The 15,779-nt window shown below is 44.4% G+C and carries 12 protein-coding genes; 11 read left to right on the forward strand and 1 reads right to left on the reverse strand.

What is annotated here, in order from left to right; all coding sequences use genetic code 11:
* The 7 genes from QZV24_RS01510 to QZV24_RS01540 all read left to right on the forward strand — a co-directional run bounded on the left by QZV24_RS01510 (position 1) and on the right by QZV24_RS01540 (position 9,552).
* Positions 1–1,404, forward strand: a complete 1,404-nt coding sequence (locus QZV24_RS01510; protein WP_294519096.1) for an MATE family efflux transporter — start codon at positions 1–3, stop codon at positions 1,402–1,404.
* Positions 1,401–2,570, forward strand: a complete 1,170-nt coding sequence (locus QZV24_RS01515; protein WP_294519099.1) for a MalY/PatB family protein — start codon at positions 1,401–1,403, stop codon at positions 2,568–2,570. Before QZV24_RS01510 ends, QZV24_RS01515 begins: the two co-directional genes overlap by 4 nt.
* Before the next feature lie 40 nt (positions 2,571–2,610).
* Positions 2,611–3,033, forward strand: coding sequence for an ATP-binding protein (locus QZV24_RS01520; protein WP_290657372.1), 423 nt, complete (start codon positions 2,611–2,613; stop codon positions 3,031–3,033).
* A gap of 69 nt (positions 3,034–3,102) precedes the next feature.
* Positions 3,103–3,402, forward strand: coding sequence for an STAS domain-containing protein (locus tag QZV24_RS01525; RefSeq protein ID WP_290657370.1), 300 nt, complete (start codon positions 3,103–3,105; stop codon positions 3,400–3,402).
* Positions 3,403–3,472: 70 nt separating this feature from the next.
* Positions 3,473–5,686: a SpoIIE family protein phosphatase gene (locus QZV24_RS01530; RefSeq protein WP_294519104.1), complete on the forward strand. Its 2,214-nt coding sequence runs from the start codon at positions 3,473–3,475 to the stop codon at positions 5,684–5,686.
* A 20-nt stretch (positions 5,687–5,706) separates the two neighbouring features.
* Entirely contained in the window at positions 5,707–7,566 is a 1,860-nt protein-coding gene (locus tag QZV24_RS01535) for a condensation domain-containing protein (RefSeq protein WP_294519107.1), read from the forward strand.
* Between the two features lie 81 nt (positions 7,567–7,647).
* A complete protein-coding gene (locus QZV24_RS01540) occupies positions 7,648–9,552 on the forward strand; it encodes a methyl-accepting chemotaxis protein (protein ID WP_294519110.1) in 1,905 nt (634 codons plus the stop codon).
* Between the two features lie 71 nt (positions 9,553–9,623).
* On the opposite strand, the gene nadE is transcribed toward QZV24_RS01540, so the two are convergent.
* Complete coding sequence (gene nadE, locus QZV24_RS01545) at positions 9,624–11,510, reverse strand: NAD(+) synthase (protein ID WP_294519112.1); 1,887 nt, start codon at positions 11,508–11,510, stop codon at positions 9,624–9,626.
* A 196-nt stretch (positions 11,511–11,706) separates the two neighbouring features.
* Between nadE and QZV24_RS01550 the strand changes: the two genes are divergently transcribed.
* The 4 genes from QZV24_RS01550 to speD all read left to right on the forward strand — a co-directional run bounded on the left by QZV24_RS01550 (position 11,707) and on the right by speD (position 15,779).
* Positions 11,707–12,996 carry a DUF2939 domain-containing protein gene (locus tag QZV24_RS01550; protein ID WP_294519115.1) on the forward strand — a complete coding sequence of 430 codons (1,290 nt, stop codon included), beginning with the start codon at positions 11,707–11,709 and terminating at the stop codon, positions 12,994–12,996.
* A gap of 30 nt (positions 12,997–13,026) precedes the next feature.
* On the forward strand, positions 13,027–14,523 hold the full coding sequence (locus tag QZV24_RS01555) for a DNA methylase (protein WP_294519118.1): 1,497 nt from the start codon (positions 13,027–13,029) through the stop codon (positions 14,521–14,523).
* A complete protein-coding gene (locus tag QZV24_RS01560; RefSeq protein WP_294519122.1) occupies positions 14,520–14,762 on the forward strand; it encodes a hypothetical protein in 243 nt (80 codons plus the stop codon). Before QZV24_RS01555 ends, QZV24_RS01560 begins: the two co-directional genes overlap by 4 nt.
* A 216-nt stretch (positions 14,763–14,978) precedes the next feature.
* Positions 14,979–15,779, forward strand: coding sequence for an adenosylmethionine decarboxylase (speD, locus tag QZV24_RS01565; protein WP_290657354.1), 801 nt, complete (start codon positions 14,979–14,981; stop codon positions 15,777–15,779).

Here is a 15,779-nt window from a genome sequence, read left to right on the forward strand (position 1 = left end):
ATGAATATAGTCAGCTTAATTCAGCACGAAGACCATCTGGAATGGCGCCAGATGCTGAAATGTGTTTGGGCACTGAGTATACCGGCTATATTAGCCCATGTCACATATATCATCATGGAATATATCGATGCGGCTATGGTGGGGAGTCTGGGGGCTGCTGCTTCGGCTTCCATTGGCTTGGTGGCACCGTTGCTGTGGTTTGCTTATGGTATATGCAGTGCCATGGTGCAGGGCTTTTCTGTGCAGGTGGCTCAATTTATCGGCGCAAAGAAAATTCTGAATTCACGGGATACTTTTCGGCAGGGGCTGATTTTTGTTATGGCCCTTGCTTTGCTGTTCAGTGGATTGGGGATTTATATCAGCCCGGAGCTGCCGGGCTTTTTGGGGGCTACGCCGGAAATTTATCAGGGTTCCTACGAATATTTTTTGGTATTTATGATTGGCATACCGGTGATAATGCTCCGCATACTGGCCACATCCATGCTGCAATGCAGTGGCAGTATGAAATCGGTCAGCTTCTTTAACAGTATTATGTGTGTGCTGGATATACTGTTTAACTTTATGTTTATTTTTCCGTCCCGTTATATATCTGTGGCAGGGGTTGCGTTTTGGGTACCGGGCCTTGGCTATGGAGTGATGGGGGCAGCTATTGGTTCGGTGGCAGCCGAAGGGGTGACAGCCGCAATTTTATCCTATCTTGCTTTTATGCGATCAAATTATTTGCGGCAAAAAGCAGGAATGGCGTGGCATATTACGAAAAGCTGCATAGTGGATGCTTTTAAAATAAGTACACCTATTGCCATGGAGCAGACGATTTTGAGTGGCTCCCATGTGGCGATGATGCTTTTGGTGGCCCCGCTGGGGACAGTGGCTATTGCAGCCAATTCTTTTGCCATAACGGCAGAATCGCTGTGTTACATGCCGGGGATGGGTATTTCCATTGCGGCAGTAACTTTGGTAGGGCAAAGTATTGGTGCCAAAAAAACGGATTTTGCCCGAGGCTTTGCTAAATTTTCCGTGGTGGTTGGCATGGTGACCATGGGTACCTTGGGGGCAATTATGTATCTGGTGGCTCCTTGGGTGTTTGCATTTTTGACACCAGTAGCCGAAGTTCAGACTCTGGGAACGGAAGTATTGCGCATTGCCTTGTATGCTGAACCGCTCTTTGCAGTATCTATTGTCGGGGCAGGAGCACTAAGGGGTGCACGGGATACTTTTTATCCAAGTCTGATAAATTTGGCCAGTGTGTGGGGATTGCGGATGACCTTGGCCTTTATACTGGTTCAGAGCTACGGCTTGCATGGGATTTGGCTGGCTATGTGTATTGAGCTTTATGCAAGGGGACTGCTTTTCCTGTTGCGCATATATAAACAGAAGTGGAATAACAGGGGGTCCATGGAGTGAAATATGATTTTGACAAGATAATAAATCGCCGTAATACCAATTCCCTAAAATGGGATGTGGGTGACAATGAGTTGCCCATGTGGGTGGCTGATATGGATTTTCCAGTGGCAGAGCCCATTATGGCGGCCATCCAAAAGAAGCTTCAGGTGGGTGCGTTGGGCTATTCAATTATTCCAGCGGCTTGGAATGAGGCCTATATGAGCTGGTGGAGAACACGGCATAATTTTTTGATTCAACCGGAATGGCTGGTATTTACCACTGGTGTACTGCCGGCGATATCGTCTGCGGTAAGGAAATTGACTACTCCGGCTGAGAAGGTGCTTATTCAGACGCCGGTGTATAATAATTTTTTTAATTCGATTATCAATAATGGCCGTCAAGTGGTGGAATGCCCATTGCAATATGATGGCAGGAATTATTCAATGGATTTTGAGCAGCTGAAGGAGGGATTATCTGATCCTCAGGTGAGCCTTATGATACTTTGCAATCCACAAAATCCTTCCGGTCATTTGTGGAGCAGCTATGAGCTGTTCAAGGTGGGTGAGCTGTGTGCCAAGCACAATGTGACCGTTATTGCCGATGAAATTCACTGCGATTTGACTGACCCAGGTAAGGATTATGTGCCCTTTGCGTCGGTATCGGATGTGTGCCGGGATATAAGCATAACCTGTATGGCGCCTACCAAGACATTTAATATAGCCGGAGTGAATTCGGCGGCGGTTATGGTTCCCAATGAATTCTTGCGGCATAAAATGTGGCGTCAGTTGAATACTGATGAGGTGGCTGAGCCTAATATTATTGCCATGGAAGCTACTATTGCCGCCTTTAATCAGGGGGAAGAGTGGCTGGACCAGCTGCGGGAGTACATATACGAAAATAAACGGATTTGCCGGGAGTTTTTGCAGGAGAAAATTCCGGAAATATATTTGGTGCCGTCTGAGGCAACATATTTGCTGTGGCTGGATTGCTCCAAATTTTGTGATAATTCCGTGGAGCTTATGGAATACATCCGGAGGGACAGTGGATTGTACCTGTCGGAGGGAGCGGAATTTGGTCAGGCCGGAATTCAATTCCTGCGGATGAATATTGCCTGTCCAAAGGCGGTTTTGCTGGATGGCCTTGCCAGGCTGGAAAAAAGTATAAATTCTTATATTACAAGTAAGTGATTTATATTGTGTCTCGTCAAAACTCTGTGGAGGTTTTAGTATGGACTTACAGGGATACAAGGAAATTACCGTGGATGCAACGGTTAAAAATTTAACAGTGGTCAACGATTTTGTGGAGGAACTGTTGGCGGGGACGGATTGCTCTGTAAAAACAAAATTAAAGATTGACCTGGTGGTAGAGGAGATTTTCGTTAATATTGCCAATTATGCCTATGAAGCTTCAGGCGGAAAAGCGGTCGTTCAGGGATGTATTGAGGAAAACCCCTGTCGTATAATTCTTAGGTTTATGGATACGGGAATACCTTATGATCCGTTGCAAAAGGATCCGCCGGATTTGACTCTCCCACCAGATAAGCGGGAAATTGGTGGTTTGGGAATATTTCTCATAAAAGAAAATGTTGATGAGTTGTCTTATCACTACAAAGACGGTAAAAATATCCTGACTATAACAAAAAAAATATAGCAGGAAATAAATGCATCAATAAAGAATTTAACATAGTTAGAAGTGTTATTGTAAGAAGGAGTAATCATTATGGAAATCAAAAAGGAACAAAATGGGGAAAATTTAAAAATATCTTTAATTGGTCGGCTGGATGCTGTTACAGCAACCAATCTGGATAAGGTTGTCCAAAACGATTTGACTGGTATCAAGGATTTGGTCATGGACTTTAAAGAGTTGGTTTATGTGGCATCGGCTGGGCTGAGAGTGCTATTGATGGCCCAAAAGAAGATGAATAAGCAGGGTAGTATGAAAATTATCAATGTCAGCGATGATGTAAAGGATGTATTTGATATGACCGGCTTCCTGGACTTTTTGAACATTGAGGAATAATTATACTATTGCCCGGTACGGTGGTTGAATTTTGACTGCACCGGTCTTTGGGCTGCTGAGGATGATTTTAATGGATAATCTCATTAAATATTTAAAAAAATATTTAAGAAAAGGAACCATAAGGCAACGGATGTTTCGGCTGATGATTTTGGGCAGTATGTTTACTTTCGTTACCATGCTGGTCTTGTTTGCTTACGGCTTTTTTATGGTCAGTCATGTTTTAGGTGACCAAAGCGAGGAGCTGAGTTCATCATCATCCGATTATATCGAATCAGTAACTGCCAATCAGATAACCTCCCGTTTGGTGGATGTGGCCAGGACAAGAGCCAATACCATTGAAATTGAACTGTTATATGTGGCCAAGGATACAGAATATTTGGCCAATGGTGTGCACAATATCATTGTTAACCCTCAAAACTATAAGCCACGAATATTACCTGACCCGCGGCTGCAACCTATAAAAACCGGTGAAGTATATCTGCATAGGGGAGCAAAGCTGCAGGCTGGGGGACTTTCCCCAGCTGTTGAAAATGAAATAAGGCTCATGGGCAATGTGGAAGAATATATCGGACCTATGGCCAAAAATTATAGCCAATATGAGTCCACGGTGTTTGTGGGGTCCAAGAACGGGTATATTATTGCCGCTGATAATACTCCAGGGCAAAAAAATGTACCTATGACTGAGGAATTTTTAAAATCCTATGAACCAGCGGAGCGCAACTGGTATAAGAATGCCCATAATAATGAGAAAATCACCTTTAATGATATTTATATTGGCTCGGAAGGATTTCCAAGCTTTACCTGTTCAGCTCCCTACACTGATGAAAATGGCTTTGCCGGGGTAGTGGCCATCGCCTGCGCGGTGCATTCCCTGTCGGACATAATGGACAGTGCGGTATTGGGGAAGACCGGTCTCAGCTTTGTCATGAATAATAAGGGAGAAATCATGCTGTCTACCCGCCATGATGGCGTTTTATCAGCAGAACAGGGCAAGGAGCTTAGTAAGAACCGTAGTGAAGGCTTGTCGAAGGCTTTAAAGACAATGAATGAAGGCCATAGTGGCTGGCAGATTGTAGAGCTGGAGGGTGAGGAATATTATCTGGCGTACGCTCCTTTGCTTAAAATGAATTGGAGCTTTGGGACCCTTATTGCCAAGAAAGAGGTTATTACTCCGGCAGTGGAAGCCCGGGGTAATATGGAAAATGAAATGAACCGTTTCCGGGCAATAGTTCAGAATCGGCTTATTTGTCTGTTGGCTACATCAATCCTTATTGTAGGAATAATGTTATGTGTTATGTTTACGCTTAGTTCCTGGCTGTCAAGGCGGTTTGTGAAGCCCATTAATACCCTGACTGAAGGCGTTCAGGAAATTGCCAACGGAAATCTTACCAAGAAGCTGTCCATTTCCAGTGGGGATGAGTTGGAGGCATTGGCTGACTGCTTCAACAATATGACTGATGAATTGCAGAAGTATATGGCCAATCTTACCAAGGTGACTATGGAGAAGGAGCATATTGCTACAGAGCTGTCCGTAGCTACTAATATACAGGAAAGTATGTTGCCACATATTTTCCCTCCTTTCCCTGATAACAGTTATTTTGATATTTACGCAACTATGCAGGCGGCCAAGGAAGTCGGCGGTGATTTTTATGATTTTTACATGCTGGATGAACAACATGTTGTGATAACCGTGGCCGATGTATCAGGTAAAGGGGTTCCAGCGGCTCTCTTTATGGTTATTGCCAAGACCATATTGAAAAACTCCTCCATGAATATGAACAGTATGGACAAGCTGCCGGAAGTGATTGCTTCCACCAACAATCAGCTTTGCCAAAACAATGAGGCTATGATGTTTGTCACCAGCTTTTCCGGTGTTTTGGATTTGCTGACTGGTAGGTTCGTCTTTGTAAATGCCGGTCATAATCCGCCACTGATCTACCGGGCCAAGGAAAAACGGTATGAATATTTGGATGTTAAGCGTAACTTTATTATGGGTGGCATGGAGGATGTGAAATATAAGGGCCAGGAGCTGGTGCTGGAGCCAGGTGACCAGCTGTTTTTGTACACAGATGGTGTAACTGAAGCCCTTAATGAGGCAAAGGAGCTGTTTGGCGAAGAGCGCTTGCTGGCCGCTATAAACAGTTCGGTGGAAAAGAATTTGGACCTGAAGGCAGGTATTATTGAAATTAAACGACAATTGAATAATTATGTGGGAAATGCTGAGCAATCAGATGATATAACTATGCTGGCATTGTTATACAATGGGGAAACCGAAAATCATTAGAATAAGGACGGTTAAAGCGTATGGATACGGAAAAAATACCCTTTGAAAAGTTGAACCCGACCGAACAGGAAACCGTGGCAGAAATTTATGGTATTCAGAAAAAGGAACTGGCCTCCCGTAAAATAGCCTATTTTCGGGAAACTTCATCGATGGAAAAAGGCCGGTTTAGTCGGAAACATACTGCCCATCCCATTGGCTCGGTGTTGCAGGCCCTTTATAAACTAAAAGGCAAGCTGCTGCCAATCAAGTTTAGTGTGGCGGTTTCCAGAGCTTTTGACCAGAATGACTATCTTCGGACTAACTATGTTTATTCCGGGCGCAGATTTTTGGCAGTAGTTTTGCAGAAACGGAGCACAGCGCCTGAGGTGGTTTTTAATAATATTGGCGGAATTGACCGGGATGACTTGGACGGTGAGCTGAGAAAGCATATGGAGGCCGATATACGCCATGGCTTCGATTTGACGCAGGGTCCATTGATTCGTTTTTCCGTTTTCCACACTGGTGAGGATGAATATGCCATTATCGTAACTGCCATTGAGGCTGTTATGCTCAATTTTGATGTCCGTAAAATTTTCCGGGCTGCATTGGAGCTGCCGGAGGCTGATGACATTATGAGTATCGTAGGCAATGTGAAAAATAGCACATTGGCTGGCCCAATCAAGGAGTATTGGAGCAAAATACTCAGCGATTTGCCGGATGCAGCACCTATTCCATACTATGATGCCGGCGAAAAAGTATCAGATCAATCATTGGATGATACTTATTTGATACATGTCCCACGGGATATTTTATCGGATTTACGGTCCAAGGCTGAGGGGAATAAGATACTTCTCATGTCAATCCTGCAGACAGCCTGGGGCTTTTTGTTGCAGCAGGGCAGCAGCCGGCAGGATGTTGGCTACTGCATAATGGTACCAAAGAAGGAAAAGGGCAAGTATTCCACCGGTATGCCAAGTACTGTGCCAATCCGGCTAAAAATCGATGGCGAACCGTTGGTGCGGGAACTGATAATGAATGCCTTTAAGCAGTTTGTTGTTTCTCAACCATATGCTTCAATGGGCCGGGAAGATATTCTTGAAATAATTGGCAACCGGAACGATGCTTTTGACCATTTTCTCAATTTTAATGATTTCTTTGTGGAAACTGACCAATATACCAAGATGGAAGGCAGTCCGGAGGGGAAGCTGATTACCCAGCAATACAGTGATGTGCGATATGTAAAACTGGGGGTTTCCTATCGGTACGATGAGCATCAGGTTATTGTTTCAATCCGGTATAATAAGCAGACCTTTCCACATAACAATGTAACCGCATTGGTTAAGCATTATTTTTTGGTTTTGCAGCGGATGCTGACGGACTGGGACGAAAAATACCAGAAATTTATGGAGCAGCTTCAGAGGCATTGGCAGGCTGAAAAGGATATTGCCGAGCGGGAAGAGGATTCCAGGGCGATTTTGCAGGATGCCCTTTCCAAGCTTACCTTGCTGCAGGAATGTGACAATGGTATTACCCAGCTCTTTATAAGTGGAGCCAAGCTATATACCAAATTTGAGGGAGATCGGATTTCCGGACAAGAAATTGAACAGAATATGATATTCGTCATCAAGGGAAAGCTGGCCCGTAGTATTGAAACTGGCGACGGTTGGTATAATACCTTGGATATTTTAAAGGAAAACAGCTGGGTGAATGAAACGATGTTGTTGCCTCAACGCCGTTGCCATATGTCGGCGGAGGTTCTTACTGAGCAGGCAGTTGTTTTGTATGTACCGCTTAATACGGTTCAAAAGCTGATTATAAAGTCACCCCATCTGGCCCATAATATTATCCAGCATTCCCTGCGTCAGCTGGAGAAGTATCAGCGGCTTTGGATACAGGCGTAATTTTATTCCGAAACGGGATTTGGATGCAAAGGGCTGCGGCTGAACAGCCTCGGCTGAACCCATATTAAGGGAGGTGCGGATATGTTTCGACTTCAGTCAATCCGAACGAAGCTGCTGACTACGATTATCTGCTCAACTTTGTTGTCAGTGCTTATAGTCGGTGCCATGGCCATATATAATTCCCTCAGCGTCACCGGGGATAGTGCGGAGCGGGAATTGATGGCCACCAGTGAAAGCAATGCCAAGGATTTGAACGAAACTATGGCCTGTGTGGAAACAGGGGTCAATTCCCTGGCGGCGGCCGTAATCGGCGATTTGTCCGATTTGGAACGGTTAAAAACTGATCCTGGATATGTTATAGGTGAGGAAGGCAGTGCTGGTTTTATGGCCAAAAACTGCGCCAATAGCGTGGAAGGGACCATGTCATATTATGTGAAGTTTAACCCGGATATTTCAGCGCCTACTGCCGGAGTCCTGGGGACACGAAATGCCACATCCGGTCCTTTTACGGAAATTACCCCGACGGATATTACCCTTTATGAAAAGACTGATATGGCCCATGTAGGCTGGTATTTTATTCCAATCAATAATCACCGGCCGACCTGGTTAAATCCGTATCATAATGCCAATTTGAATGTATATATGATTTCCTATGTGGTACCACTGTTTGCCAGTGACGGGACGGAAATTGGTATTGCGGGTATGGATATTGATTTCACCATTATTCAAAAGAAAATTTCTGAAGCGAAAATTTTTGAAACCGGATTTGCGATGCTGACCGATAATAACAATAACATTATTGCCAGCAGGGAAGCAGATTATCCAAAGTCATTGAAGGAAATTGATGTAGCGCTGGACAGCTTTGTTGGGGACAAAAAACCGCAGGGAATTCGGGAATTTACTTACAAAGGTGAAAGCTATGTGGCCGGCTACTCGGTATTAAAAAATGGCATGAAGTACATTATGGTGGTGCCAACAAGTGAGCTGAATGCCAAATCCCGCAATCTGTTGTTTATGATCGGGCTTGGAATGATAATAACCTTGATTTTGTCGGGAATTTACGCTGGCTGGTTTAGCAGCAGTATTACCAAGCCATTGGTGGATATGGAATACAATGCTAAGAGGATGTCTGCTGGAGACCTTACTGTGGCGATAAATGTGGAGTCTGAGGACGAAATCGGTCGACTGGCCATAGCTTTTAACGATATGAGCAAGCATCTGGTGGAGCTGGTCCGGCAGATTGCTCAGGTGGCGGATCAGGTGGCCAGTGGTGCACAAAATATTTCGGCTTCCGGCAATCAGCTGGCGGATGGGGCCGCGGCCCAGGCTGCATCGGTGGAGGAATTGTCTACCTCCATTGCAGAAATCAATACCCAGCTGGCTTCCACGGCTGGCAATGCAGATGAAGCAAATCGACTGACTGCTTCGGCCCGGGCTATGGCTGACAAGGGAAATAACCAGATGGATGAAATGCTGGTGGCTATTGATGATATTGGCATTTCCTCCAAGAGTATTTCCAATATTATTAAGGTAATAAATGAAATTGCGTTTCAGACTAATATTTTGGCCTTAAATGCAGCCGTAGAGGCAGCCAGAGCCGGACAGCATGGCAAGGGGTTTGCTGTGGTGGCCGAGGAAGTACGCAATCTGGCCGGTCGGTGTGCCAAGGCGGCTCAGGAAACCACGGATATCATTGAAGGCTCCATGAGCAATGTGGAGACCGGTACCAGGTTGGCCAAAACCACCGCTACAGCTCTGCGGGATATAAAGGACGGGGTTGACAAGGTGGCGGAACTGGTAAGCGATATAGCCATAGCTTCGGATAAGCAAAGTACGGCTTTGGAGATGCTTAATCAGGGCATATTGCAGGTTTCCAATGTGGTACAGAACAATTCATCCACAGCAGAGGAAAGCGCCAGTGCCAGTACCGAGCTTAGTTCTCAGGCGGATATGCTACGAAATACCATAAAAAAATTCAAATTCTGATATACAGTAATTTAAAAGCACTGATATGGAGCAAGCTCCATATCAGTGCTTTTGCATTTTAATGATTAGGTTTACTTCAGCAGTTCTTCCTTTAACCGCTTATATTCACGGGTGTAGTAAACACCATTTTGGGCTTCCCGATGGTCAAAGCCGTAAGCCCGGCGGCTAACCGCAATAATTGGTGGTGCCTGAATGCGCTTGGCAACGGCCATACCGGCAAACTGATTCCACCAGCGCTCCAGGTCTTCAATAAAGGCTTTTGGTGTAGGGAAGTATTTCTTTACGATACCCCTTTCACAGCCCAGCTTGTCTTCCAGCATTCCATCCCGATACCAGCGAAGAATATCGGCTGGAGTAGCCTTTTCCCACTTTTCAACAAAGCTGCGGAACAGATAATCGTGATAAGGATATTTGATAGGGTCACCCTGTCCCATATCGATATTCTGTTTATGAGAAAGCTCAGCACTAGGAATAATATCGATAGTGGCCTGAGGAATAACCTCACGCTTGTATATTTCTGTGTTGAGATAACGGGCCAAATCGTAAATCTGGAATTTCCACAAGTCGGCCAATGCACACAAAAAGCCAGCCAAATCGCCGTAGAGAGTGGAATACCCAACAGTGGTTTCGGCCTTGTTGGCGTTGCAGGTAAATCCGCCGCCAAAGGCTGCCGCACAGGCTGCCAAAATGCGTCCGCTACGGTCCCGGGCCTGAATGTTTTCCGCAACGAAGGAGGAAACACTCAAATTGAATTGGCTGTGGTCCTTCAAATATGTAATAGGAATGTTCTCCAGTTGTTTTATAGTTTGTTCAACCGACTCCTGAATTGGAATGGAGGCGTAATTACATTCAAGATTTTCGGCCAGTTCATAGGCCAGATTTTTAGTAGTTTCAGAATTATATACGCTAGGCATATTTAAGAGAAGAATATTTTCCGGCCCCAGTATATGGGTGTACAGGGCAGCTGATACCGCCGAGTCAATTCCGCCGGATATGCCGATAACTACCTTGTTCATATGAATATCGGCCAGGAATGATTTTACACCATAGGCAATGGCATCAAAGATATGGCCAATTTCTTCCTTGTGAGGACGCTTGTAAGGTGGCAATGAATTGATTTCATCCAGGTCTACATAATGAATCCCCTCATTATATTTTTCGATGCAGGCCACTGGATATCCCTGATTGCTGTATACAGTGCTGGAGCCGTCGAAGGCATAGATTGTTTTGCCGTTGTTCTGAATGCCTGTATTGTTCACATAAAACAGTGGAATGTTGCTTTCCTTGGCTTGCTTGCCAAATACCCGGTGGCGTTTATGGGTCTTGCCAAAGGTATAAGGGGATGAGGAAATATTTACGAAGAAATCCACGCCTTTTTCCCTTAAAATATCTACCGGTGAGAAGCTGTAATCATCACTCCAGCCATCCTCACAGAGATAACCACCAATGGAATAGGTTTTGCCCTTCAGGCTGAGATGAATTGGAGAAACCAGGTCCCGTACATTCTTTCCCATTTCCTCAGCCAGCTTTTTTAGGCTGAAAAAATGACGGGTGTCGTCAAATACCCGGTAATTTGGCATCAATGCCTTTATCACGAATGGATATGGCATATTGTCAGGTTTTACCAGCTTGCCCTTGTACGCAGTGAACAGGGCATTGAATTTGCGCGGACGCCCGTCATTATTTCTGTTGTCCCAGTCTACAGCCACATTTCCGAAAATGATGGCAATGTCTTTGGATGCATCGATGATATCTTGGCCACATTCTTCGCAGTCCTTAATGAAGGCTCGCTGCTCCCAAGTATCTCCCAGCAAATATCCTGGAATGGCCATCTCCGGGAAAATGATCAAGTCGGCACCATTTCCCTTTGCTTCCTCAATGAAGCGAAGCATTTTTTCTGTGTTTTCGCTTGGATGGCCTGGAGTGACACGAAGCTGTGCCATTGCAATTTTAACCATTTGTAATACACCTGCCTTATATAAAATTATTCCTGTACACAATTATATCAAACTTTAGGTTAAATAACCATATTTGTAAATTAAACTTATATTTAAGAAAAAAGGAAATTGTGCTAAAATGTTAACTATAGAGATTACATAGGTAAGGAATTATCTTTTTGAAGTATAAATATTGAGTTGGAAGAAGTGGTGAAAAATGGGATATAAGGGTGCAATAATCGTTGGCATATTCTTGGAAATACTTCTTGGTGCAGCCGCAGCGGCTTTTTATTTTATGTATTATGTTCATACACCAACTTATTCGATAAATGCTTTGCAGAAGGCCATTCAAAGCAATGATGTGGAGCAATTCCAGCGGTATGTGGATTTGGATGCTATCTTGAATAAGGCCACTGTTGATTTGGAAAAGATTGCACCGCCAAACAGCAGCTTAAAGGCTAAGATGCGGGATGGTTCCTTTGCCAAATTGTGCAAGGAAGATATTTTATCCTGCATTGCCAATGATGGTTGGAAGGAAGTAAAGGAAATTACCGAGGAAACAGAGTTTCAGGATAAAATTGGTTTAAAAACAATGAGTATACGGCGTATTGAGTATGTGGTACAGGATAAGCCATTTAAGTTGCCATTTACTATACCGTATATTTTAGAACAGCCGGAGGAGCCTGACCAAACCGAGGCTGAATCAGAATATCCTACAGCTACCGTTGGTGTCAGAATTTATGAACCGAATCTGGGGGATACCTATGTGGTTCATATGAAAATGCGTAAAATAGATGAGGACACCTGGCAGATTTATGATGTTTTGAATTATGGTGATTTCGTTGATGCACTGGTTAAGCAAAATGAACGGGATATGAAGCGGTATATTGAAAAGGTACGGGTCATTATCAAAAATACTGAGGAAAAGTTTGCTGCTTTGAAAAAGAAAATGCCACAAATAAACAAGGAGTGGATTATCGAGTCCCAGAAGATTATGAAGGAATCCTGTGAAGAGCTGGATGAACTGAAGGTTCCGGTGGCAGGCGCCAAACTGGAACAGCTGTTGCGAGACCGCAAGGCCATTTTCTACGATATGATGGATATGTATTATGAAAGTGTGAACTTCAAAGAAAGCATATCTGATTATAATAAATCAGTAGAGGAGGCCAAAAAGGCAGCCCAGGAAAAGGGAAAGAAGTTCAAGCAAAGGAAAGCGCCTAATTTTGATAAAAAGGCCGGAGAAATTGATGGCCGGTTGACGGCAGTCAATAAGCGCTGGGAAACCAATAAGGCCGAAATAGCCAAGATAATCGGTCCAACGGTGCGGGAGCAGCCACAAAAAGGCGTGAAGGGCTTGAAGGAGCTCCGGAATAATGATGATGATGCTGTGCGTCGGGCGAATTATCCGGGAGCAGACCGGAGCGGAGACGGCGATGGAGTAAATCCACTGCGGCCGGAAACCCTGCCGGAAATGTCCGCCTTTGGTGAAGGTCAAGTGGCACAGTAATTGTAGTATGGGAAATAGGCGATATTAAAGGTGTATATTGCTATTGATTTAAAATCTTTTTATGCCTCCGTGGAGTGTATGGATCTGGGGTACGACCCGCTGACTACTCACTTGGTGGTGGCTGATGAAAGCCGCTCGGCAAAGACCATTTGTCTGGCGGCTTCGCCATCTTTAAAAGCATATGGGGTGCCGGGCCGGGCCCGGCTTTTTGAAGTTGTGCAGAAAGTTAAGGAAATCAACCTTCGACGCAAAGCCCAGGCCCCTAACCATATTCTTAAAGGCAAGTCCAGTGATGCAATAAAACTTGCCGAGGATTTGTCTTTGGCCCTTGATTTTGTTATTGCTAAGCCACGGATGGCTCTGTATCTGGAAAAAAGTGCGCAAATATACGGTATTTATCTAAGATATATATCTCCGGAGGATATTCATAGCTACAGCATTGACGAAGTTTTTATTGATGTGGCACCATATTTGAAGACTTATAATATGACGGCCCGGGAACTGGCGGTAAAAATGATAAAGGATGTGGAACGGGAAACCGGGATTACGGCTACAGCAGGTATCGGCACCAATTTATATTTGGCTAAAATTGCCATGGATATTATGGCCAAAAAAATGCCGGTAAATGAAGATGGTGTGCGGGTAGCCGAGCTGGATGAAATGACTTATCGACAGCAGCTGTGGACTCATATGCCAATAACTGATTTTTGGCGGGTTGGCAAAGGATACGCCAGAAAACTGAAGGAGCATGGACTGCATACCATGGGGGATATTGCCCGTTGTTCTGTTGGCAAGGCCAATGAGTATTATAACGAGGAGCTTTTGTATAAACTGTTTGGCGTGAATGCTCAGCTGCTTATTGACCATGCCTGGGGCTATGAGCCGTGTACTATGCAGGACATAAAGGCTTATAAACCGGTGGCCAACAGCCTGAGTTCCGGCCAGGTTCTTCAAAGTGGTTATAGCTATGAGAAGGGGCGGCTTATTGTATGGGAAATGACGGATGTGTTGGTGCTGGACCTGGTGGAAAAGGGCCTGGTGACGGACCAGATTGGTCTGTATGTCGGCTATGATGTGGAAAGTATGAAGAACTATCAGGGAGATGTTCATCGTGACCATTATGGTCGTACGGTACCAAAACCAGCTAACGGTTCCGTCAAGCTGGGGCGGCATACTTCCTCCGGCCGACAAATTTTGGCCACTGTTATGGAGCTGTATGATAAAATTATCAATCCAAGACTGTTAATCCGTCGGGTCAATGTTACAGCCAATAATGTTTTGCCGGAGGCGATTGTCCGGCAGGAGAAAAATCAGCCGGAGCAGCTGGAGCTGTTTACGGATTATGAGGAGCTGGACCGGGAACGGGCTCAGTCAGAATACGCGGAGGAAAAAGAAAAATCATTGCAGCATACCCTGATTGATCTAAAAAACAAATACGGCAAGAATGCCATTTTGAAAGGGGCTAATTTTCAAGAAGGGGCCATGACCAGAGAGCGAAATCAGCAGATTGGGGGACATAAGGCGTGAGAGAAGGCTTGGATAATTATCAGGATATTATAAATTTGCCCCATCCGGTTTCCAAAAACCATCCGCCGTTGCCTATGTCGAGCCGGGCAGCCCAGTTTTCGCCTTTTGCGGCGGTGGTGGGGCACGATGAAGCCATTAGGAAGCAGATGCAAAAGCATGAGTATGCAGTGGAGCATCCTTACGATGAAGATTATTTTTATCAGGAAAGCATTATTGAACAACGACTTAAAGAAGAGTAGGTAATGCTTGCTTTTAAACGCTATTTTTACTATAATAATAATGCTTAAGAGGGAGAAATACCCAAATCAGCAATAATTGTCGAAGCAGTATCCACTGTTCTATAGCACAATGGCTCATTTGTGGTTATTTGCAATTTCTCAGGGAGAACAGGGCGTACGCTGTTTTTCCTGATTTTTTTATGTATAAATTTATTAAAATAGGGGCGTGAGATCAGATTGGAAGGAAAGCTGAAATTGTATGGGTTTAACAACCTGACCAAATCCCTTAGCTTTAATATCTATGATATTTGCTATGCTAAGACACCTAGAGAACAACAGGATTATATTAAGTACATTGACTCACAGTATAATTCTGAGCGTCTTACTAAAATCATGTTCAAGCTGACAGAAATGATTGGTGCACAGGTTTTGAGCGTGTCCAAACAGGATTATGACCCGCAGGGTGCCAGTGTGACTTTGTTGATTGCCGAGGAAGCAGCAGTTGCCTCCGGCCATAAAAAGCCATTGGGCAATACTGTGGTCAAGCAGGTGGGGGACACTGTATTGGCCCATCTTGACAAGAGCCATGTTACCGTTCATACCTATCCTGAGTTTCATCCGGAAACCAGCATAGCTACCTTCCGAGTTGATATTGATGTAGCAACCTGTGGTGAAATCACCCCGTTGAAGACCTTGGATTATCTTATCGGAATGTTTGATTCTGATATTATTACCATGGATTATCGGGTACGGGGCTTTACCAGGGATTTGTCCGGCAAAAAGCTTTTCATGGACCATGATATTACTTCCATTCAGAACTTTATTGATAAAAAGACTATTGATAAGTATGATACAGTGGATGTAAATGTTTATCAGGCCAATTTGTTCCATACCAAGATGCTCATCAAGGAGCTGGATTTGAAGAACTATCTCTTTAATACAGACATTTATGAAATACCGCCAAAGACCAGATTGGAAATTCACGATAATCTGCGTAAGGAAATGATTGAAATTTTCAGTGGCGTAAATGTTTTCTAA

This window comes from uncultured Anaerovibrio sp. (assembly GCA_902786545.1).
Taxonomy (GTDB): Bacteria; Bacillota; Negativicutes; order Selenomonadales; family Selenomonadaceae; genus Anaerovibrio.

Excerpts from the sequence above, each read along its gene's own strand:
- QZV24_RS01535 (WP_294519107.1), top strand. The coding sequence starts at position 5,707 with ATGGATACGGAAAAAATACCCTTTGAAAAGTTGAACCCGACCGAACAG.
- QZV24_RS01525 (WP_290657370.1), top strand. The coding sequence starts at position 3,103 with ATGGAAATCAAAAAGGAACAAAATGGGGAAAATTTAAAAATATCTTTA.
- QZV24_RS01530 (WP_294519104.1), top strand. The coding sequence starts at position 3,473 with ATGGATAATCTCATTAAATATTTAAAAAAATATTTAAGAAAAGGAACC.
- QZV24_RS01510 (WP_294519096.1), top strand. The coding sequence starts at position 1 with ATGAATATAGTCAGCTTAATTCAGCACGAAGACCATCTGGAATGGCGC.
- QZV24_RS01550 (WP_294519115.1), top strand. The coding sequence starts at position 11,707 with ATGGGATATAAGGGTGCAATAATCGTTGGCATATTCTTGGAAATACTT.
- nadE (WP_294519112.1), bottom strand. The coding sequence starts at position 11,510 with ATGGTTAAAATTGCAATGGCACAGCTTCGTGTCACTCCAGGCCATCCA.
- QZV24_RS01540 (WP_294519110.1), top strand. The coding sequence starts at position 7,648 with ATGTTTCGACTTCAGTCAATCCGAACGAAGCTGCTGACTACGATTATC.
- QZV24_RS01520 (WP_290657372.1), top strand. The coding sequence starts at position 2,611 with ATGGACTTACAGGGATACAAGGAAATTACCGTGGATGCAACGGTTAAA.